The organism is Streptosporangium sp. NPDC051022 (assembly GCF_040683035.1).
Lineage (GTDB): Bacteria > Actinomycetota > Actinomycetes > Streptosporangiales > Streptosporangiaceae > Streptosporangium.
On record NZ_JBFBCF010000012.1, the window covers coordinates 159,431 to 179,426 of the forward strand.

At 70.2% G+C, this 19,996-nt stretch carries 18 protein-coding genes; 12 read left to right on the forward strand and 6 right to left on the reverse strand.

The genetic code is table 11. The annotated features are described in order from the left end of the window. Window positions 1–60 precede the first annotated feature (60 nt). Both AB0N02_RS21155 and AB0N02_RS21160 read right to left on the reverse strand, forming a co-directional pair. Entirely contained in the window at window positions 61–1,074 is a 1,014-nt protein-coding gene (locus AB0N02_RS21155) for a hypothetical protein (RefSeq protein ID WP_363948976.1), read from the reverse strand. A 218-nt stretch (window positions 1,075–1,292) separates the two neighbouring features. Continuing rightward, window positions 1,293–2,237 carry an aldo/keto reductase gene (locus AB0N02_RS21160; protein WP_363948978.1) on the reverse strand — a complete coding sequence of 315 codons (945 nt, stop codon included), beginning with the start codon at window positions 2,235–2,237 and terminating at the stop codon, window positions 1,293–1,295. Window positions 2,238–2,302: 65 nt separating this feature from the next. Between AB0N02_RS21160 and AB0N02_RS21165 the strand changes: the two genes are divergently transcribed. The 5 genes from AB0N02_RS21165 to mshC all read left to right on the forward strand — a co-directional run bounded on the left by AB0N02_RS21165 (window position 2,303) and on the right by mshC (window position 6,416). Beyond that, a complete protein-coding gene (locus AB0N02_RS21165; RefSeq protein WP_363948980.1) occupies window positions 2,303–3,013 on the forward strand; it encodes a histidine phosphatase family protein in 711 nt (236 codons plus the stop codon). Between the two features lie 10 nt (window positions 3,014–3,023). Then, window positions 3,024–3,593: a DUF3090 domain-containing protein gene (locus AB0N02_RS21170; protein ID WP_363948983.1), complete on the forward strand. Its 570-nt coding sequence runs from the start codon at window positions 3,024–3,026 to the stop codon at window positions 3,591–3,593. Continuing rightward, the gene (locus AB0N02_RS21175; RefSeq protein WP_363948985.1) at window positions 3,590–4,351 is read left to right on the forward strand and encodes an SCO1664 family protein; all 762 of its coding nucleotides are present in this window, start codon (window positions 3,590–3,592) and stop codon (window positions 4,349–4,351) included. Before AB0N02_RS21170 ends, AB0N02_RS21175 begins: the two co-directional genes overlap by 4 nt. A gap of 33 nt (window positions 4,352–4,384) precedes the next feature. Further along, window positions 4,385–5,101, forward strand: a complete 717-nt coding sequence (locus tag AB0N02_RS21180) for an NRDE family protein (protein WP_363948987.1) — start codon at window positions 4,385–4,387, stop codon at window positions 5,099–5,101. Between the two features lie 91 nt (window positions 5,102–5,192). Beyond that, entirely contained in the window at window positions 5,193–6,416 is a 1,224-nt protein-coding gene (mshC, locus tag AB0N02_RS21185; protein WP_363948990.1) for a cysteine--1-D-myo-inosityl 2-amino-2-deoxy-alpha-D-glucopyranoside ligase, read from the forward strand. Window positions 6,417–6,702: 286 nt separating this feature from the next. Here mshC and AB0N02_RS21190 read toward each other — a convergent pair whose 3' ends face one another. The 4 genes from AB0N02_RS21190 to AB0N02_RS21205 all read right to left on the reverse strand — a co-directional run bounded on the left by AB0N02_RS21190 (window position 6,703) and on the right by AB0N02_RS21205 (window position 9,510). Beyond that, window positions 6,703–6,906, reverse strand: a complete 204-nt coding sequence (locus AB0N02_RS21190; protein ID WP_363948992.1) for a cold-shock protein — start codon at window positions 6,904–6,906, stop codon at window positions 6,703–6,705. A gap of 216 nt (window positions 6,907–7,122) precedes the next feature. Next, entirely contained in the window at window positions 7,123–7,599 is a 477-nt protein-coding gene (def, locus tag AB0N02_RS21195) for a peptide deformylase (RefSeq protein WP_363948994.1), read from the reverse strand. A gap of 195 nt (window positions 7,600–7,794) precedes the next feature. Beyond that, complete coding sequence (locus AB0N02_RS21200) at window positions 7,795–8,466, reverse strand: hypothetical protein (RefSeq protein ID WP_363948996.1); 672 nt, start codon at window positions 8,464–8,466, stop codon at window positions 7,795–7,797. A 189-nt stretch (window positions 8,467–8,655) separates the two neighbouring features. Beyond that, window positions 8,656–9,510, reverse strand: coding sequence for a PAC2 family protein (locus AB0N02_RS21205; protein ID WP_363948998.1), 855 nt, complete (start codon window positions 9,508–9,510; stop codon window positions 8,656–8,658). Window positions 9,511–9,720: 210 nt separating this feature from the next. Here AB0N02_RS21205 and metH point away from each other — a divergent pair, with 210 nt between their 5' ends. The 7 genes from metH to AB0N02_RS21240 all read left to right on the forward strand — a co-directional run bounded on the left by metH (window position 9,721) and on the right by AB0N02_RS21240 (window position 19,906). Continuing rightward, on the forward strand, window positions 9,721–13,185 hold the full coding sequence (gene metH, locus AB0N02_RS21210) for a methionine synthase (RefSeq protein ID WP_363949000.1): 3,465 nt from the start codon (window positions 9,721–9,723) through the stop codon (window positions 13,183–13,185). A gap of 31 nt (window positions 13,186–13,216) precedes the next feature. Further along, a complete protein-coding gene (locus AB0N02_RS21215) occupies window positions 13,217–13,867 on the forward strand; it encodes an HAD family phosphatase (RefSeq protein WP_363949003.1) in 651 nt (216 codons plus the stop codon). Window positions 13,868–14,150: 283 nt separating this feature from the next. Continuing rightward, a complete protein-coding gene (locus AB0N02_RS21220; RefSeq protein ID WP_363949005.1) occupies window positions 14,151–14,663 on the forward strand; it encodes a cellulose synthase in 513 nt (170 codons plus the stop codon). A gap of 263 nt (window positions 14,664–14,926) precedes the next feature. Continuing rightward, a complete protein-coding gene (locus AB0N02_RS21225; RefSeq protein WP_363949007.1) occupies window positions 14,927–15,937 on the forward strand; it encodes an ABC transporter permease in 1,011 nt (336 codons plus the stop codon). 58 nt (window positions 15,938–15,995) lie between these two features. Next, on the forward strand, window positions 15,996–17,774 hold the full coding sequence (locus AB0N02_RS21230) for an ABC transporter substrate-binding protein (protein ID WP_363949009.1): 1,779 nt from the start codon (window positions 15,996–15,998) through the stop codon (window positions 17,772–17,774). Between the two features lie 81 nt (window positions 17,775–17,855). Beyond that, window positions 17,856–18,869 (forward strand): ABC transporter permease, encoded by a 1,014-nt coding sequence (locus tag AB0N02_RS21235; protein ID WP_363949012.1) that lies wholly within the window; start codon window positions 17,856–17,858, stop codon window positions 18,867–18,869. After that, complete coding sequence (locus AB0N02_RS21240; protein ID WP_363949015.1) at window positions 18,866–19,906, forward strand: ABC transporter ATP-binding protein; 1,041 nt, start codon at window positions 18,866–18,868, stop codon at window positions 19,904–19,906. Before AB0N02_RS21235 ends, AB0N02_RS21240 begins: the two co-directional genes overlap by 4 nt. The last annotated feature ends 90 nt before the right edge of the window (window positions 19,907–19,996 follow it).

Consider the following 19,996-nt stretch of genomic DNA (forward strand, 5'->3'; position numbering starts at 1 on the left):
TCCCCCGCCGCTCGTCACACGCCCGGCCGGTGGCCTCCCGCCGGTCCCCGGCGGGAGGCCTCAGGCCGTCCGGTGCCGTCTCGTCCTGAGCGGTTCGAGCGGTATGGACTCCTCGGCCTCGCCGATCCGCCTCACGTAAAGCAGGCGCACCGCGAGGATCGCCGCGACCAGCAGGGCCGCGGTGAGCGCCGTGCCGACGGGGTCGGGCGACCGGGTGGGCGTGACGGCCCGCTGGAGCCTCCGCATCACCGGGCCGGTCGGCCAGAGCAGTTCGATCCGGGGGGCCTCGGCGTCGATCACGGGCGGCGGATCGGGGAGCGTGGTCCCGTCCTCGTCGTCCGTCCCGTGCCTGTGGGCCTGCGAAGGGCGCAGCGGCTCCTTCGGCAGCGGTGCCGTGCCGTCGTCGCCGGTGGTGGCGGATCTGTCCCTGCGCGGCGGGCCGGGCCGCGGCGAGGCGGACGGCCGCGCGGTTTCGTCGGGGGTGTCGATCGCCGAGGAGTCCGAGCAGCCGGGCGATCCCGCCGCCGGCGGGCAGAGGCCGCCGAAGTCCTCGGGCAGCAGGTCCTCGCCCCGGGGATCGGCGGTCGTGGGTGTCTCGGCCTCCGGCCCGGTGTCCTGCGCGGACGGGTCCGGGTCGTCGCCGGGGTCGTAGGCGTCACCCGGCCCGTAGGCCTCGCTCAGCCCGTAGGCGTCGCTCAGACCGTAACCGTTGCTGGGATCGTGACCGTTGCCCGCACGTCTCTCGTTGTTTCCGCCTTTTCCGTCCATCTCATCTTTTTTATCTTTTCTGTCTTTGGCGTCGCTCGTCGTGGATTCCGTGACGGAGCCGGAACCGGGGCCGGAACCAGGGCCGGTCCCGGTCCCGGGGCCGGAGGCCGGAGTGCCGGTGACTCCGCCCACGATGTCGCCCACCGTGTCCACGGTCCTGCAGAGCCCGCCGGTCAACCCGCCCAGCAGGCCGCCGCCCTCGCAGTCGCCCGTCCGGGTGGCGGCGCTCACGGGGACGGATGCGACGACGGGCAGCCCGCCGCCCAGCGTCAGCGCCAGGGCGCCGGCAGAGATCGCAGTTCGCAATTGTCCCCCTTGCACATCGGTGACGGAACTTCTCTGACACCTGGGTGCCCCTCCCGTCACCATTGACAGTTTTGTGGGGAGGGCAGGTTTTTCCGGGTAAAGTTGCCATTCGGTATCGAGTAGTGATACGCGAGATGGATTCTCGTTCTGTGCTCCCGTCGTTTCCGTCCGTCGCGCCCCGGCCGGTCTCAGTCGGTCTCAGTCGGTCTCAGCCGGCCTCAGTCGGCGGAGACGTCGTCGAGGGCCTCCCTGATCTCCACGGGCAGGCTGAGATCCTCCGCCTGGAGCACACCGGCCAGCTGGGCCTGGGTGCGCGCGCCGACGATGGCCGAGGCCACCCCCGGCTGGTCGCGGACCCAGGACAGGGCGACCGACAGCGGCGAGACGCCGAGCCCCTCGGCCGCGGTCGTCACCGACTCCACGACCCGGCGGCATCTCTCGTCCAGATAGGGCGTGACGAAGTCGGCGAAGTGCGGCGTCGCCGCCCGGGAGTCGGCGGGGATGCCCGTGCGGTACTTGCCGGTGAGAACCCCCCTGCCCAGCGGCGACCAGGCCAGCACGCCCGCACCGACGTACTCGGCCGCCGTGATCAGATCGCGCTCGGCCTCCCGCGCCAGCAGCGAGTACTCGACCTGGGCGGCGACGATCGGCACCCGCCCGGGCACCGCCCGCTGGTTGACGGCCGCCGCGGCCAGCTGCCAGCCGGTGTAGTCGCAGACCCCGGCGTAGGCCGCCCTGCCCGAGGACACGATGGCGTCGACCGTGGCCAGGGTCTCCTCCAGGGGCACGTCCGGATCGAAGGCATGCAGCTGCCACAGGTCCACCTCGTTGACCCCGAGACGGGCCAGCGAGGCGTCGACGGCCGCGATCAGATGCCTCCTGGAGGCGTCGCGCGGCCTGCGCCCGGTGGGGGTGAGCACGGCCTTGGTGGACAGCACCAGCTCCGAGCGCGGCACCACGTCGCGGATCAGCCGCCCGATCAGCCTCTCGGCCTCGCCGCCGGTGTAGACGTCGGCGGTGTCGATGAGGGTGCCGCCGGCATCGGCGAACGTCCGGAGCTGCGCCGCGGCCTCCTCCGCGCCGGTGTCACGTCCCCACGTCATCGTCCCCAGGCCGAGGCGGGACACCGACAGGCCGCTCCGGCCCACATAGCGCTGCTCCATGATCCGGCCAGGGTACCGCCCGGCCCGTTAAAAGTAGTGGAGCGAGGCCTGCAAGACTTGCCCGCGTGACGACCCTGTTGCTGGCCAGACACGGCCTTACCCACCTCACCGGTCCCGTCCTGGCGGGATGGACCCCGGACGTCCACCTCAGCGAGGCGGGCCAGGCCCAGGCGGAGGCTCTGGCCGTACGGCTGGCGGCCCTCGAACTGGACGCGATCGTCTCCAGCCCGCTGGAGCGCTGCCAGGAGACGGCCCAGGCCGTCGCCGCGGGACGCGGCGTCGAGGTGCTGACCGACGACCGGTTCGGGGAGTGCCGGTACGGCGACTGGACGGGCCGCCCGCTCGGCGAACTCGCCAAGGACCCGCTCTGGAAGGTGGTGCAGGCCCATCCGAGCGCGGTGACGTTCCCGGGCGGGGAGTCCCTGCTCGCCGTGCAGCACCGGGCGGTGAGCGCGGTCAGGGAGTGGAACGAGCGGCTCGGCCCGGACGCGGTCTACCTCGTCTGCAGCCACGGAGACGTGATCAAGGCCGTGGTGGCCGACGCGATGGGCCTGCACCTGGACCAGTTCCAGCGGATAACCGCCGACCCCGCCTCGCTCACCGCGATTCGCTACACCCCCTTGCGTCCCTTCGTGCTCAGGCTCAACGACCTGGGCGGAGACGTGGCCGGCCTGCGGCCTCCGCGGGGTCCGGCCGAGGGTTCGGAGGACGAAGACGGGGGACAAAACCTCACCGAGAGCGACGCCGCGGTCGGCGGCGGAGCCGGGACCACGTAAGGTCGGGTCTATGCCGGTCTTCGACTACGACCCACCCGAGAGATTCGTGGCCGGTGCCGTGGGGCAACCGGGATCACGAGCGTTCTTCCTGCAGGCCCGCGCTCAGGGCCGGTTGACCACCGTCGGGCTGGAGAAGTTTCAGGTCGCGGCACTGGCCGATCGGCTGGACGAGCTGCTCGACGAGGTGCTGCGGCGCGGCGGCCTCCAGGTGCCCGCGGCCGCTCCCGCCGCGCTCACGGACAACGACCCGCTCGACGCGCCGATCAGCGAGGACTTCCGGGTGGGCACCATGGCCCTGGCCTGGGACGCGGACGCCGCGCAGGTGGTGATCGAGGCCCAGGAGGCCGTCGCCGAGGACGAGGAGTTCGAGCCGTCCTCGCTCTCCGAGCCCGCGGTGCTGCGGGTGCACATCAGTCCCGGCGCGGCGAGGGCCTTCACCAAGCGCGCCATGGCCCTCGTGGCGGCAGGGCGCCCACCGTGCCCGCTCTGCGGCCAGCCGCTCGACGCGGCCGGGCATATTTGCGTGCGTCTCAACGGTTACCGGGGTAGTAGCGCTTCACAGGGCGAAGGAGGCGAATGAGTGCCGAGAGTGAGTTCACGTTAAGCACGGCGCCCGCGGCGGGACTGGACGACGAGACCGCTCTCCGTCTGCTCCGCGACGGTCAGCTGGAGATAGCCGGTCGTCTGGTCGAGGCGAGCAACATGACGCTCTACTGTTCGGTCCGGCTCGGCCGCCTCTCGGCGGCCTGCGTGTACAAGCCCGTGCGCGGGGAGCGCCCGCTCTGGGACTTCCCCGACGGCACTCTCGCCTCCCGTGAGGTGGCCGCCTTCGAGGTCTCGGCGGCGACCGGCTGGCGGATCGTCCCGCCGACCGTCTACCGCGACGGCCCCTTCGGGCCCGGAATGTGCCAGCTCTGGGTCGACACCGACCCGGAGACGGACCTCATGGTCCTGATCCGCAGCCGCCAGCCCGCCCTGCGGCGGATGGCGGTCTTCGACGCCGTCGTCAACAACGCCGACCGCAAGGGCGGCCACCTGCTGCCGCTCACCGACGGGCACGTCTACGGCGTCGACCACGGCGTCTCCTTCGCCACCGAGGACAAGCTGCGCACCGTGCTCTGGCAGTGGCGCGGCAAACCCCTGTCCCGCGAGGCCATGAACGTCCTGGCCCGCCTCGAGCGGGACCTGGAGCAGGGGGGCCTCGGCCGCCGCCTGCGCGAGCTCCTCACCCTGGCCGAGGTCGAGGCGACGTGGTCGCGGGTCCGCAGGCTGCTCGACACCGGCCTGCACCCCCTGCCCTCTCCCGACTGGCCGGCCATTCCCTGGCCCCCGATCTGAGGCCGCCACCGGCGGGGGCGTAGCCTGCCGGGCATGTGCACGGTTGTCGTCAGCATCGATCCGAGCGCCGAGGTCCCCCTGATCCTGGTCGGGGTGCGTGACGAGTTCACCGATCGCCCGTGGCTTCCCCCGGGGCCGCACTGGCCGGGCCTGCTCGGCGGGCGCGACCTGCTGGCCGGCGGGACCTGGCTGGCGGTCGATCCCGCGGCCGGGCGGATCGGCGCCCTGCTCAACGGCTGGGGCGTGCTCGCCCCCGAGGAGACGCGCCTGTCCCGTGGCGGCCTGCCGCTCAGGGCGGCGGCCGAGGGCGGTCTGCCGGACCTCGACCCGGCCCGCTACGACCCCTTCCACCTCGTCCTGGCCGACCGGGCGGGCGCCCGCCTGTGGCACTGGGACGGGGTCACGTTGCGGGACGAGGAGCTTCCCGAGGGAACGCACATGATCGTGAACAGCGGCTGGGAGCGGGGTGAGGAGAACGAGCGGGTCGCCTTCTTCCGTCCCCTGTTCGCCAAGGCGGGCAGGCCGGACGGGCTCGACGGTCCCTGGCAGGAGTGGCGGGAACTCGCCACCGGTGCCGCGCTGCCCCTCGACGACCCCCGCGCCATGATCATCCGTCGCGAACTGCCCGGCGGGCGGGTCTTCGGCTCCCTGTCGGTCTCCCTGCTGGGCCTGTCGGCGGAGGGCGTCCGCTACGACTTCACCGGTGATCCCCACGACCCGGCGGCGTTCCGGCGTGTCCTGCCGGAATGATCCGACGAGTCTTCGCGGTTGAGAAAGTGCCCCGTACCATCCACCGTCCCGGCTCGATCGGGACGGTCTGTCTGCTGGATAGGCTCAACACATGAGATCGTGGTCTGCGCCGAAGGTCCCTCCGCTGCCCGGTGCCGGTGTCCCGCTGCGGCTGTTCGACACCGCGGCCGGAGAGGCCGGCCTCACCCAACCGGGCCCCACGGCGCGGATGTACGTCTGCGGCATCACGCCCTACGACGCCACCCACCTGGGACACGCCAACACCTATCTCGCCTTCGACCTGGTCAACCGCGCCTGGCGGGACGCCGGTCACGAGGTGCACTTCACCCAGAACGCCACCGACGTGGACGACCCCCTTCTGGAGCGTGCCGAGCAGACGGGGGTCGACTGGCGCGAGCTGGCCGAGCGTGAGATCGAGCTCTTCCGGACCGACATGGAGGCGCTGCGGATCCTCCCGCCGCGCGAGTACGTCGGCGTGACCGAGGTCGTCGACCAGGTCGCCGAGCTGATCGAGCGGTTGCGCGACAAGGGCGCCACCTACGACCTCGACGGAGACGTCTACTTCGACGTCGCGGCGGCGCCCAAGTTCGGCGCCGTCTCCGGATATTCCGAGGAGCTGATGCTCGCCCTGTCCGCCGAGCGCGGCGGAGACCCGGGGCGTCCCGGCAAGAAGCACCCGCTCGACTGGCTGCTCTGGCGCGCCGAACGCCCGGGTGAGCCCTCCTGGCCCTCGCGCCTCGGCAGGGGCAGGCCCGGCTGGCACATCGAGTGCACCGCGATCGCGCTGGCCAACCTGGGCAGCGGGTTCGACGTGGCGGGCGGCGGCTCCGACCTGATCTTCCCGCACCACGAGTGCGGCGCCCACGAGGGACACGTGGCCTGTGGCGAGTGGCCCTTCGCCAAGGCGTACGTCCACGCCGGCATGGTCGCCCTCGACGGCGAGAAGATGTCCAAGTCCAGGGGCAACCTGGTCTTCGTCTCCCGGCTCCGCGGGCAGACCGACCCGATGGCCATCCGGCTGGCGCTGCTGGCGCACCACTACCGCGAGGACTGGGAGTGGACCGCCGACCAGCTGGCCTCCGCCGAGGTACGGCTGGCGCGCTGGCGCTCGGCGGCGGGGCTGCAGACCGGTCCGGGGGCGGCCGGCGTGCTCGACGAGGTCCGCGGCCGGATCGCCGACGATCTGGACGCCCCCGGGGCGCTCGCGGTCGTCGACGGCTGGGCCGAGCGGGCGCTGGCCGAGGGCGGGACCGATCCGGAGGCGCCGGCGCTCGTCAGGGACGTCACGGACGCGCTGCTCGGTGTGAGGCTCTGAGAGCGAGCCTGAGTCGTCGCGGGCCTGTCGGCGGGATGGGGTCGGAGAACGCCTCCGGCGCGCGGGAAAGGCGTCTCTGACGGTCCTGCGGGCCCCGGGGGAGACGCCCCTGGAGCCGGAAAAACGGAGCCGGGCGAAAACGGGGCCGGGCGGGAGGCGACGCCGGAGGCGGGCGCGTCCCCGTCCAGGGGGGGCGGGAAACGGACCGGGCCCGCACCGCCGAAGCGGTGCGGGCCCGGAACGAGACACGCGCCGGGCTCGGAGACCCGAGCCCGGCGGACCCGGATCAGATGACCTGAACCTGGTCGGCCTGCGGGCCCTTCTGGCCCTGAGTGGTGACGAAGCTGACCCGCTGGTTCTCCTCCAGGGTGCGGTAGCCCCTGGAGTCGATGGCCGAGTAGTGCACGAACACATCGGCGCTGCCGTCATCCGGCGCGATGAATCCGAAACCCTTTTCGGCGTTGAACCACTTAACGGTGCCCTCGGACAAAACTACTTCTCCTCATCGGGAGCCTCACCGAATCGCCAGGTCGGCGGTTCGGGGCTGCATTTGCGGGCCTTGCCATGCACCCGCTGAAACCATCGGGAGAAACCGGAACGCCCGCTGCCGGCGGACCTCATGAGCACTTGAGATGATAAGGCTGGCTGAGAACTACGACTGCAACCGAACCAGCTTATCAGGCGGCGTCTCGCGCGCGTGTGCGTGTCAGGAGATGGCGGCGAAAAAGCGCTCCCGCTCCTCGGCGGGGAGGTGGTCGGCGAAGAGGACGCCGTCGAGGTGGTCGACCTCGTGCTGGAGAACCCGCGCGAGCATGCCCAGGGCGCGGACGGTGACGGGCTTGCCGAACATGTCGCGGCCGCGCGCCGTGGCCATGTAGGAGCGTTCCAGCGGCCACCAGAGCCCGGGGGCCGACAGGCACGCCTCGTCGGCCACGACCTTCCGCTCCGACACCTCGATCCGGGGATTGACCAGATGCCCCGACCTGCCGTCCAGCTCGTAGACGAGAACCCGCAGCGGGACGCCGATCTGCGGGGCGGCCAGGCCCGCGCGGCCCGCTCCCGCGCGCAGGGTGGCCTGGAGCGACTTGACCAGGGCGCGCAGCTCCCGGTCGAAGCCGGTCACCGGCTCGGCCACGGCCCGCAGCACCGGATCGGCGAACAGTCGGATCGGCTGGACGGCCACACACACTCCCCGAGGCGACGGACGGACACGCGCAGGATTCCCATTGTCGCGCCCGTCCAACCATGATCGGGGCGTTGTCGCGTCTCCGGTACGCCGCGGGCGTACGGCGCGGCCGGGCCGGTGCCCCGCGGGGCCGCACTCCGGCCCGGCCGCGTCCGTGCGGGCCCGCGTCCGCGGGGCGGAAGGCCCGCGGGCTCATCCCGGGATGACCGGCGGCTCTCCGTCTCCCGCACCGTCTCCCGCGCAGTCTCCCGGCGCGCGTTCCAGCCTCAGCTCCCGGATGATCTCCTCGGCGCTGTCGTCCCGCGAGGGCAGGAAGTCCACGCCGACGAACATCTCGTAGTAGGCGTGGCGGAAGCATCCGGCCAGCAGCAGGCGGGCGCTGGCGAGCGGGTCCGCCTCGGCCGAGATCCGGCCGGCCCGCTGTTCGGCCGCGAGGTACTCGGCCAGCGGCACGACCTCCGACATGGGGCCGAGTTCGTTGTCGCGCATCGCCTCGCGGAAGCGGACGGTGACCGAGGGGGAGGTGAAGGCGGGCAGTGCCGCCGCCTGAACCTCGGAGTAGTAGTCGATGCCGGCCCGCGCGATGGGCAGCAGGTTGTCGTTCACCCGCCCCTTGCCGACGAGGTACATCAGGTCGTCGAGGATGCGGAGCCAGACCGGGAGCCGGTCCTGGAGCAGGGCGAGGAACATGTCGACCGCCTGCCCGGGGGTGGTGCCCCGCATGCGTGGGTACGAGGGGGCGTTCTCACCGTCCTCACGTTTCATGAATACGGCCATCTCGAGGACGCGGCGTCGCGCCTCCTGTGCTTTCTGGTGCGGGTCGAGCTGTGGAGTGGCCATGATCGCCCTAACGTGCGCTGTCACGTGGACAATGTTCGGCGCGGTGACGGGCTCGTTCACCGGTGTTTACGGAACGGTGTTTCTCCTGGTCGTCCAATCGTTGCGAGCCGGTCTTCCGACCTGGTGCGATCCGAGCGAACCCGGATGGGCACTGATTATCACTCTAAATCAGTGGAGAAAGGAGTAAACGATTATAACTATGTGCGGCGCGTTTCAGCCATCGCCGTCGCGATCCCGGCGGCGCAGATAGCGCTCGAACTCCGCGGCGATGGCGTCGCCGCTCGCCTCGGGCAGCTCGGCGGCGTCCTTGCGCTCCTCCAGCTCCTTGACGTACTCGGCGACCTCGCTGTCCTGGGAGGCCAGCTCGTCCACGCCGTGTTCCCAGGCCCGCGACTCCTCGGCCAGGGCGCCCATCGGCATCGGGATGTCGAGCAGGTCCTCCATCCGGCTCAGCAGCGCCATGGTGGCCTTGGGGTTGGGAGGCTGGGCGACGTAGTGCGGCACCGACGCCCACAGGGAGACCGCGTGCACCCCGGCGGTTCCGAGGGCGTGCTGGAGCACGCCGACGATGCCGGTGGGCCCCTCGTAGCGGCTCAGCTCCAGGTTGATCGCCCGCGCCAGGCCCTCGTCGGTCGCCGAGCCCACGATCGGCACGGGACGGGTGTGCGGAGAGTCGTTGAGCAGCGCGCCGAGCAGCACCGCCAGCTCGATCCCCAGCTCGCGGCAGACCGTGATGATCTCCTCGCAGAACGTCCGCCACCGCATGTTGGGCTCGATGCCGCGCAGCAGCACCACGTCACGACCGGCGCCCGGCGGCCTGGCCACCGACAGTCTGGTCGTCGGCCAGGTGATGGAGCGGGTCAGGCCCTCGCCCATCTCCACGACGGGGCGCGTGACCTGGAAGTCGTAGTACTCCTCCGGGTCGAAGGAGACCAGGGGGGTCGCCTTCCACTCCTCCTCGAGGTGTGCGATCACTCCGCTCGAAGCCTCGCCCGCATCGTTCCACCCCTCGAACGCGGCGATCAGCACCGGGTCGACGAGCTCGGGTAGACCTTCGAGTTCGATCACGCGCGGCCTCCTCTTGTTTCCTCGCCGTGCTTTCCCGCTAAGCCTATGCGGTGAGGGGGCCTTTACGTCACCTTCCCGGAGCGCTGTGCGCGAACGGGACGTCACCCGCCGCGCGCCCGGGAACACCGCGCGTTTCCGCCGGGCGGGCCGCGCGCGGGAGCCGATGTGACGAACGACGGCGGCCGGACGCCTCCCAGTAGTCTTGTCCCCATGACAAGCACCCCGTCCTTCCGTGAAGTCCTGGCCGAGCGCGTGATGGTCGCCGACGGGGCCATGGGGACGATGCTTCAGGCCCACGACGTCACCCTCGACGACTTCGAGGGCCACGAGGGCTGCAACGAGGTTCTCAACGTCACCCGCCCCGACATCGTCCGCGCCGTGCACGACGCCTACTTCGAGGTCGGTGTCGACTGCGTCGAGACCAACACCTTCGGCGCAAACCTGGCGGCCCTCGGCGAATACGCCATCGCCGACCGCGTCTTCCAGTACTCCGAGGCCGGAGCCCGCGTCGCCAGGCAGGCCGCCGACCACTGGGCGACCCCGGACCGGCCCCGTTACGTGCTCGGCTCCATCGGCCCCGGCACCAAGCTGCCCACCCTCGGGCACAAGCCGTACGGCGAGCTGCGCGACGCCTACTACGACAACGCGGCGGGCCTGATCTCCGGCGGCGCCGACGCGCTGATCATCGAGACCTGCCAGGACCTGCTCCAGGTCAAGGCGGCGGTCGTCGGCGCCAAGAGGGCCATCGCCGACGCGGGCCGCGACGTGCCGATCATCGCCCAGGTGACGATCGAGACCAACGGCGCGATGCTGCTCGGCTCGGAGATCGGCGCGGCGCTCACCGCCGTCGAGCCGCTCGGCGTCGACGTCGTCGGGCTCAACTGCGCCACCGGCCCGGCCGAGATGAGCGAGCACCTGCGCTACCTGGCCCACCACGCCCGCGTGCGCCTGTCGTGCATGCCCAACGCCGGCCTGCCCGTGCTGACCTCGGACGGCGCTCACTACCCGCTCTCCCCGCAGGAGCTGGCCTCCGCCCACGAGACCTTCACCCGCGACTACGGCCTGTCGCTCGTCGGCGGCTGCTGCGGCACCACCCCGGAGCACCTGCGCCGGGTGGTCGAGCGGGTGCGCGGCCAGGAGGTGGTGGCACGGCGCCCGCGCCCCGAGGCCGGGGCCTCCTCGCTCTACCAGAGCGTCCCCTTCCGCCAGGACACCTCCTACCTGGCCATCGGCGAGCGCACCAACGCCAACGGCTCCAAGGCCTTCCGCGAGGCGATGCTCGCCGGGAACTGGGAGGAGTGCGTCGAGATCGCCAGGGCGCAGGCCCGCGACGGCGCGCACATGCTGGACCTGTGCGTCGACTACGTCGGCCGTGACGGCGCCGGCGACATGCGGGAGCTGGCGTTCCGCTTCGCCACCGCCTCCACCCTGCCGATCGTGCTCGACTCCACCGAGCCCGCCGTGCTCGAGGCCGGCCTGGAGATGCTCGGCGGGCGCGCGGTCGTCAACTCGGTCAACTACGAGGACGGCGACGGCCCGGACTCGAGGTTCCACAAGATCATGAAGCTGGTCCGCGAGCACGGCGCCGCGGTGACCGTCATGGCCATCGACGAGCAGGGCCAGGCCCGCACCGCCGAGGACAAGGTCAGGATCGCCGTCCGGATCATCGAGGACCTGCGGAACGACTGGGGGATGCGGGTCGAGGACATCGTCGTCGACACCCTCACCTTCCCCATCGCCACCGGCCAGGAGGAGACCCGCCGCGACGGCGTCGAGACCATCGAGGCGATCAGGGAGCTCAAGCGCCGCTACCCGGCCGTGCAGACCGTCCTCGGCCTGTCCAACATCTCCTTCGGTCTCAACCCGGCCGCGCGCATCGTGCTCAACAGCGTCTTCCTCAACGAGTGCGTCAACGCGGGCCTCGACTCGGCCATCGCGCACGCCTCCAAGATCCTGCCGATGTCGCGCATCCCCGACGAGCAGCGCCAGGTCGCCCTGGACATGGTCTACGACCGGCGCCGCGAGGGATACGACCCGCTGCAGCGGTTCATGGAGCTGTTCGAGGGCGTGGACGCCGCCTCGGTCAAGGCCGACCGGGCGGCCGAGCTGCTCGGCCTGCCGCTGTGGGAGCGGCTCAAGCGCCGCATCGTCGACGGTGAGCGCAAGGGCCTGGAGGCCGACCTCGACGAGGCGCTCGCCCAGCGCCCCGCCCTGGAGATCGTCAACGACGTGCTGCTCGACGGCATGAAGACCGTCGGCGAGCTGTTCGGCTCCGGCCAGATGCAGCTGCCGTTCGTGCTCCAGTCGGCCGAGGTGATGAAGAACTCGGTGGCCTACCTCGAGCCCTACATGGACCGGATCGAGGGTGAGAGCAAGGGCCGCATCGTGCTGGCGACCGTCAAGGGCGACGTGCACGACATCGGCAAGAACCTGGTCGACATCATCCTGTCCAACAACGGCTACGAGGTCGTCAACCTCGGCATCAAGCAGCCGGTCTCGGCGATCCTGGAGGCGGCCGAGGACAACAGGGCCGACGTCATCGGCATGTCCGGGCTGCTGGTGAAGTCCACGGTCATCATGAAGGAGAACCTGGAGGAGATGAACTCCAGGGGCATCGCGGAGAAGTACCCCGTGCTGCTCGGCGGCGCCGCGCTGACCCGCGCCTACGTCGAGCAGGACCTCGCCGAGCTCTTCCAGGGCGAGGTCCGCTACGCCCGCGACGCCTTCGAGGGCCTGCGCCTGATGGACGCCTTCATGGCGGTCAAGCGTGGCGAGGAGGGCGCGGCGCTGCCCGTGCTGCGCGAGCGGCGCGTCAAGAGCGGCGCGAAGCTGGCCAGGACCCCGGTCGAGGACCTGCCGGCCCGCTCCGACGTGGCCGCGGACAACCCCGTTCCCAAGGCGCCCTTCCACGGCGAGCGCCTCGTCAAGGGCATCTCCCTGGCCGAGTACTCCGCGTTCCTGGACGAGCGTGCGACGTTCATGGGCCAGTGGGGCCTCAAGGCCGCGCGGGGCGGCGGCGGCCCCTCCTACGAGGAGCTGGTGGAGACCGAGGGCAGGCCGCGCCTGCGGATGTGGCTGGAGCGGATGCAGACCGAGGGGCTGCTGGAGGCGGCCGTCGTCTACGGCTACTTCCCCTGCGTCAGCGACGGCGACTCGCTGATCATCCTGAACGAGGCGGGCGAGGAGCGCACCCGGTTCACCTTCCCGCGCCAGCGCCGTGACCGGCACCTGTGCCTGTCCGACTTCTTCCGGTCCAAGGACTCCGGCGAGGTCGACGTGGTCGCCTTCCAGGTCGCCACGATGGGCAGCCGGATCTCCGAGGCCGCCGCGGAGCTGTTCGCCAAGGACGCCTACCGCGACTACCTGGAGTTGCACGGCCTGTCGGTGCAGCTCACCGAGGCGCTGGCGGAGTACTGGCACGCGCGGGTCCGCTCGGAGCTGGGCATCGGCGGCGACGAGTCGCTGGAGGACATGCTGAAGGTCAACGTCACCGGCTGCCGTTACTCCTTCGGCTATCCGGCCTGCCCCAACATCGAGGACCAGGTCCAGCTCATGGAGCTGCTCGATCCCGCCAGGATCGGCGTGAACCTCTCCGAGGAGTTCCAGCTCCACCCGGAGCAGTCGACCTCCGCGCTGATCGTTCACCACCCCGAGGCCAACTATTTCAACGTCTGACCGTAGATAAGGGATAAGGGGTTTCGGGGCAATGGACGCGGTTCTCTTCGACATGGACGGGCTGCTCGTCGACAGCGAGAAGATCTGGTTCCAGGTCGAGACCGAGGTGATGGAACGGCTCGGGGGGCAGTGGGGACCCGCCGACCAGGAACAGCTGGTCGGCGGTTCCATGCCGTCGACCGTGGCCTACATGCTGAAGCTCTCCGGCTCCGACGCCGATCCGGCCGACGTGGCGGCCTGGATGCTGGAGGGCATGACCGGCAGGCTCGCCGACGGCGTGGAGATGATGCCCGGCGCCGCCGAGCTGCTGTCGTCCGTACGGCACGCGGGCCTGCCGACCGCACTGGTCACCTCCTCGCTCAGGCCCATCGCCGAGGCCTGCCTGAACGGCATCGGCCGGCACAACTTCGATCACGTGGTGACCGGCGACGACGTGACGAGGACCAAGCCCGACCCCGAGCCCTACCGGAGGGCGGCCGGGCTGCTGGGGGTGGCCACGGCCCGCTGCGTCGTGCTGGAGGACTCCCCGAACGGCGTGACCTCGGCCACCGCGGCGGGCTGCCGGGTGGTCGCCGTGCCCAGCGTGCTGCCGATCCCGGCCGCGCCCGGCCGTCTCGTCGTCGGATCGCTGCGCGAGGTCGACCTCGGGGCGCTGCGGGGGCTGTTCGCCGCCGAGCTCTGACGTCCGCCCCGGCGGATCCGGTGCCCGGGCTCCCGGCAGGGCCGTGCCGAGCCTTCGCGAGACCCCGCCGGCCCCGCGAGACCCCGCCGGCCCCGCGAGACCCCAGGCACGACGGGCTCCGAAGGATCCCGGGCGATGAGGGGGCCCTCCCATGAGGCGGGAGGGCGCCCCTTAGCCGCCGGGCGCCCGTCCCCTAGGGGATGATCCCTCCCCTGGGAGGAGGAACGGTTCCGGTCCGGCGTGCCAGGATGGATCGATAAGCCGATACGAGGGGCGGTCCGCTATGCCGTTTGACCAGATCGCGTGGTTGCCGCTCTGCGCCGGAGTGACCGGCGTGGGGCTGGTGCTGAGTTTCCTGCTGTTGCGCCGCCGGGGAGCCGCGGCGGGGCTGCGCGGTGCGGCCTGGTCGCTGCTGCCGCTGGCGGCCTACCTGACCGGCGCGCTGCCCGCCCTGTGGCAGGTCGGCACGGCGGTCGTCGGTTTCTTCGCCGCGCTGGTGTTCAGCCCCGTGGTGTGGGCGGGGGTCGCCGTGGCCGGGCTGTCGGCGGTGCTGTTCCTGGTCTCGGGCGTGCTGCGCCGCCGCGGCGCCTCCGCTCCGGCCGCCGCGCCCTCCGGGTCATCCGGGTCCTCCGTGACCGGCGCGCCCGCCAGGCCGGGGGTGGCCGCCGCGCCTCCGGCGCCCGCCGGAGCACGGCCCCGCCCGCAGCCCGGCAAGGCCGCCCAGCCCGCGAAGCCGGCCGCGGACGATGATTTCTCGGATATCGAGGACATTCTGAAGCGCCGTGGGATCGGATGACGCTGCGTTACCCCGCAGTGCAATGTCACGAATTCGAGACAGAAGCCGAACGGCTTCCAGACATTCTCTTCAAGATCAAAACAAATGAATTTCGCATGAATCACAGTTGAGCCACATAGCGCCTCGGGGGACTAGTCAGCGCAGATCAGCCCATAGATTCTGCGTCACGGGACCGTCAAACGGCCCCATAGACTTCAGGCGCGCTCCCGACCCGGGCACGCGTTAATCGGACAATGTCGTCTGGGACCCAGGGGGCCAGTGGTATGACCGCACCGCTCGATGTCTCAGGGCAGGCCATGGAGGCCCAGCCCGAGGCCGTTCTTGAAGGGGCGGGCGGAAAGGCCATCGAAGGCCGTTCCCTCGGCCGGATCGCGTGGCTGCGTCTCAAGCGTGACAAGGCGGCGGTCTTCGGCGCCGTCGTGGTGGCCTTCCTGACGCTGGTCGCCATCTTCGCCGAGCGCCCCTTCGGGGGCCTCATCGCGCTGTTCGGCGATCTGCCGAACGTCCCCAACAACGACCTCATCGACCCGCTCACCAGTGCCCCCATCGCCTCCTGGGGCGGGATCAGCCTGGAGCACCCGTTCGGCCTGGAGCCGGTCAACGGGCGTGACCTGTTCGCCCGCATCCTGTCCGGCGCCCAGATCTCGCTGCTGGTGGCCTTCCTCGCCACGCTGCTGTCGGTGGTGATCGGCTCGCTGATGGGCGTGCTCGCCGGGTTCTTCGGCGGCTGGGTCGACACGATCATCAGCAGGCTGATGGACATCTTCCTGGCGTTCCCGCTGCTGCTGTTCGCCATCGCCATCGTGGGCGCGCTGCCCGACCACGCGCTCGGCCTCACCGGCAACGGCCTGCGGATCGCGGTGATCGTGTTCATCATCGGCTTCTTCAGCTGGCCGTACATCGCCCGCATCGTCCGCGGCCAGACGCTGTCGCTGCGCGAGCGCGAGTTCGTGGACGCGGCGCGGTCGCTGGGAGCGGGCAACGGCTACATCATCTTCCGCGAGATGCTCCCGAACCTCGTGGCGCCGATCCTGGTCTACTCGACCCTGCTGATCCCCACCAACATCCTCTTCGAGGCCGCCCTGTCGTTCCTCGGCGTGGGTGTCAACGAGCCCCAGGCCTCCTGGGGAGGCATGCTCACCCGGGCGGTGGACTACTACCAGATCGCCCCCCATTTCATGATCGTCCCGGGCCTCGCGATCTTCATTACCGTGATGGCCTTCAACCTGCTGGGCGACGGGCTCCGGGACGCCCTCGACCCGCGCGCCCGCTAACGAAGGCGCGATCTTTCCTTGTAACACCGTCACTCATGACAAGGGGTGTACCACCACGATGAGGAAGACCAACCTCCTGGCGTTCGCCGCGCTGGGTACCGTGCTGACCATGGGGCTTGCCGCCTGCGGCGGTACGGCCGGTGGCGGTGGCAACGCCTCCCCCGGAGGCCAGTCCACCGGCGGCGCGGCCTCCACCGCCAAGCACAACGACGCCTACACCAAGGTCGTCAACGCCTCCGACGCCAAGGGCGGCACGCTCAAGTTCGCGCTGTCGGACGAGCCCGACTCGATGGACCCGGGCAACACTTACTACGCCTGGAACTGGAACTTCTCGCGGCTGTACTCCCGTCCCCTGATGACCTACACCGCCCTGCCCGGTGAGGCCGGTCTGAAGCTGGTCCCGGACGTCGCCGAGGCTCCCGGTGAGGTCAGCGCCGACGGCAAGACCTGGACCTACAAGCTCAAGAAGGGCATCAAGTACGACGACGGCACCGAGGTCAAGGCCGCCGACATCAAGTACGCCGTCGCCCGCAGCAACTTCACCGACGAGCTCACCGACGGTCCGAAGTACTTCGCGCAGTACCTCGACGCGGGTGACTACAAGGGTCCCTACAAGGACAAGAACCTCGACGACTTCAAGGGCGTCGAGACCCCCGACGACTACACCGTCGTCTTCAAGCTCAAGGCCCCGTTCTCGGAGTTCGACTTCCTGGTCGCCAACCCGCAGACCGCCCCGGTGCCGCAGGCCAAGGACACCGGCGTCGACTACGAGAAGGCCGTCGCCTCGACCGGCCCCTACAAGTTCGAGAGCCACGAGGTCGGCAAGCAGCTCAACCTCGTCCGGAACACGAACTGGGACCCGGCGACCGACACCACCCGCAAGCAGCTGCCGGACCGCATCGAGGTGCAGTTCAAGCAGAACGCCGAGGACATCGACAACCGCCTGATCGCCGGGCAGATCCAGGTCGACCTGGCCGGCACCGGCCTGCAGTCGGCCGGCCGCGCGAAGGTCGTCCAGGACGCCAAGCTGAAGGACTCCACGGACAACCCCTTCACGCCGTTCAACCGCTACGCGATGATGTCGACCCAGGTCAAGCCGTTCGACAACATCGAGTGCCGCAAGGCCGTGCAGTACGCCACCGACAAGGTCGCCACCCAGGCGCCGTGGGGTGGCCCGCTCGGCGGTGAGATCGGCACCACCGCGATGACCCCGACCACGGTCGGCTACAAGCAGTTCGACCTGTACCCCAACGGGGCCGACCACAAGGGTGACCTGGCCAAGGCCAAGGAGGCCCTGACGGCCTGCGGTCAGCCGAACGGCTTCGCGGCCAACATCGCGGTCCGCGGTGACCGCACCAAGGAGGTCCAGGTCGCCGAGGCCATGCAGGCCTCGCTCGACCGGGTCGGCATCAAGCTGACCATCAAGAAGTACCCCTCGGGTGACTGGAGCGCGCAGTACGCCGGCAAGCCGGACTTCGTGCACAAGAACAACCTGGGCATCATGATCGCCGGCTGGGGCGCCGACTGGCCGTCCGGCTTCGGCTTCCTGTCGCAGATCGTCGACGGCCGCGCGATCAAGGCCTCCGGCAACTACAACATGATGGAGCTCAACGACAAGTCGATCGACGACCTGCTCGACAAGGGCATCCAGACCGCCGACGCCGCCGCCCGCAACGAGATCTGGGCGCAGGTCGACCAGAAGGTCATGGAGTCGGCCGCCTTCCTGCCGTTCGTCTACGAGAAGACCCTGATCTTCCGTCCCTCCACCCTCACCAACGTGTACGTCCACCCCGCCTGGGGCATGTACGACTACACGTGGCTGGGCGTCAAGCAGTAGTCCTTCTCTAGCTAGCCAAAGGCAGGTGAAGGCCTGACGGTGCCCGGGAGCGACCCTCCCGGGCACCCCGGCCGAACGATCGTGGTCGCTTTCATCGTCCGCCGCGTGATCGCCGCCGTGCTGATGCTCGCCGTCGTCAGCATGGCCACCTTCGCGATCTTCTTCCTCATCCCGCGTGCCCTGGGGCAGACCCCCGAGGGCATGGCCTCGCGTTACGTGGGGCGGGACGCCACACCCGAGGCGATTCAGGGAGCAGTCAAGCGGCTGCATCTGGACGATCCGCTCCTCGTGCAGTACGGACGGTTCGCCCAGGGCATCGTCGCCGGTCAGGATTACTCCCTCGGCCCCAAGAAGGCCGAGTGTCCCGCGCCCTGCTTCGGCTTCTCCTTCAACAACAACCAGCCGGTCTGGCCGACGCTCCTCGACCGCCTTCCCGCGACGCTCTCGCTGGCCGTGGGCGCCGCGGTCCTGTGGCTGGTCACCGGCGTCAGCATCGGCGTCGTCTCCGCGCTGAAACGCGGCAGCGTGCTCGACCGGGCGGCGATGACGGTGGCACTGGCCGGTGTGTCGCTGCCGATCTACTTCACCGGCCTGGTCTCCCTGTCGGTGTTCGCCTACACGCTGGGCATCTTCCCCGGCGGAGGCAGCTACACCCCCATCACCGAGAACCCCGTCATGTGGTTCCAGTCGCTCGTGCTGCCCTGGATCACCCTGGCGTTCCTGTACGCGGCCCTCTACGCGCGCCTCACCAGGGCGGGCATGCTGGAGACGATGGGCGAGGACTACATCCGCACGGCCCGCGCCAAGGGTCTCAAGGAGCGCACGGTCGTCACCAAGCACGCCCTGCGCGCCACGCTGACCCCGATCCTCACCATCTTCGGCCTCGACCTGGGCCTGCTGCTGGGAGGCGCGGTGCTCACCGAGAGCACCTTCTCCATCCAGGGCATCGGCAAGCTGGTCATCGACGCGATCCGCGGCAACGACCTGCCCGTGGTGCTGGGCGTGACCCTGTTTGCGGCCTTCTTCATCGTCCTGGCCAACCTCATCGTGGACGTCCTGTACGCGGTGGTCGATCCGAGGGTGAGGCTCTCATGACGACTCCGTCCCAGTCCTTCCTGGAGCTGCGCGACCTGCGCATCCACTTCCCGACCGAGGACGGCCTGGTCAAGTCCGTCGACGGCCTGTCGTTCAAGCTCGAACGGGGCAAGACCCTGGGCATCGTGGGCGAGTCGGGCTCCGGCAAGAGCGTGACCAGCCTGGGCATCCTGGGCCTGCACAAGGGCGGCCGGGCGAAGATCTCCGGCGAGATCTGGCTCGACGGCGAGGAGCTCGTCAGCGCAAGCCAGGACCACGTGCGGACGCTGCGCGGCAAGAAGATGGCGATGATCTTCCAGGATCCGCTGTCGGCGATGCACCCCTACTACTCCGTGGGCACCCAGATCATCGAGGCCTACCGGATCCACCACAAGGTCAGCAAGGCGGTCGCCCGCAAGCACGCGATCGACATGCTCGGCCGGGTCGGCATCCCGCAGCCCGACAAGCGGGTCGACGACTACCCCCACCAGTTCTCCGGCGGCATGCGCCAGCGCGCGATGATCGCCATGGCGCTCTCCTGCGACCCCGAGCTGCTGATCGCCGACGAGCCCACCACGGCCCTCGACGTGACCGTCCAGGCGCAGATCCTGGACCTCATGACCGATCTGCAGCACGAGTTCGACTCCGCGCTGATCATCATCACCCACGACCTCGGCGTGGTCGCCGAGCTGTCGGACGACATCCTGGTGATGTACGGCGGCAAGTGCATCGAGTACGGCTCCGCCGAGGACATCTTCTACCGGCCGGAGCACCCCTACACCTGGGGCCTGCTGGGCTCGATGCCCCGCCTCGACCGTGAGCCGACCGAGCGGCTGCTTCCGATCAAGGGCACCCCGCCCTCCCTGATCAACGTGCCGTCCGGCTGCGCCTTCAACCCCCGGTGCGCCTACGTGGGCCGTACCGAGGGCAGGTCCACCTCCGAGGTGCCCGAGCTGGTGGAGACCGAGGGTGGTCACCTGGTCCGCTGCCACATGCCCCCCGCGGAGCGGCGGTCCATCTGGGACAACGAGATCAAGCCGATGATGGAGAGCACGTGAGCGAGCGTAGCCAGCGAGCCGACGGGCGCACGGTACGCCCGCGGCCGGCCCCGTGGCCGACACAGTGGCCGACACAGTGGCTGACACAGT

Bases quoted from the DNA above. Each gene is read 5' to 3' on its own strand.
- AB0N02_RS21160 (WP_363948978.1), bottom strand. From the start codon at position 2,237: ATGGAGCAGCGCTATGTGGGCCGGAGCGGCCTGTCGGTGTCCCGCCTC.
- AB0N02_RS21170 (WP_363948983.1), top strand. From the start codon at position 3,024: ATGCCGGTCTTCGACTACGACCCACCCGAGAGATTCGTGGCCGGTGCC.
- AB0N02_RS21175 (WP_363948985.1), top strand. From the start codon at position 3,590: ATGAGTGCCGAGAGTGAGTTCACGTTAAGCACGGCGCCCGCGGCGGGA.
- AB0N02_RS21180 (WP_363948987.1), top strand. From the start codon at position 4,385: ATGTGCACGGTTGTCGTCAGCATCGATCCGAGCGCCGAGGTCCCCCTG.
- mshC (WP_363948990.1), top strand. From the start codon at position 5,193: ATGAGATCGTGGTCTGCGCCGAAGGTCCCTCCGCTGCCCGGTGCCGGT.
- metH (WP_363949000.1), top strand. From the start codon at position 9,721: ATGACAAGCACCCCGTCCTTCCGTGAAGTCCTGGCCGAGCGCGTGATG.
- AB0N02_RS21215 (WP_363949003.1), top strand. From the start codon at position 13,217: ATGGACGCGGTTCTCTTCGACATGGACGGGCTGCTCGTCGACAGCGAG.
- AB0N02_RS21220 (WP_363949005.1), top strand. From the start codon at position 14,151: ATGCCGTTTGACCAGATCGCGTGGTTGCCGCTCTGCGCCGGAGTGACC.
- AB0N02_RS21225 (WP_363949007.1), top strand. From the start codon at position 14,927: ATGACCGCACCGCTCGATGTCTCAGGGCAGGCCATGGAGGCCCAGCCC.
- AB0N02_RS21230 (WP_363949009.1), top strand. From the start codon at position 15,996: ATGAGGAAGACCAACCTCCTGGCGTTCGCCGCGCTGGGTACCGTGCTG.
- AB0N02_RS21240 (WP_363949015.1), top strand. From the start codon at position 18,866: ATGACGACTCCGTCCCAGTCCTTCCTGGAGCTGCGCGACCTGCGCATC.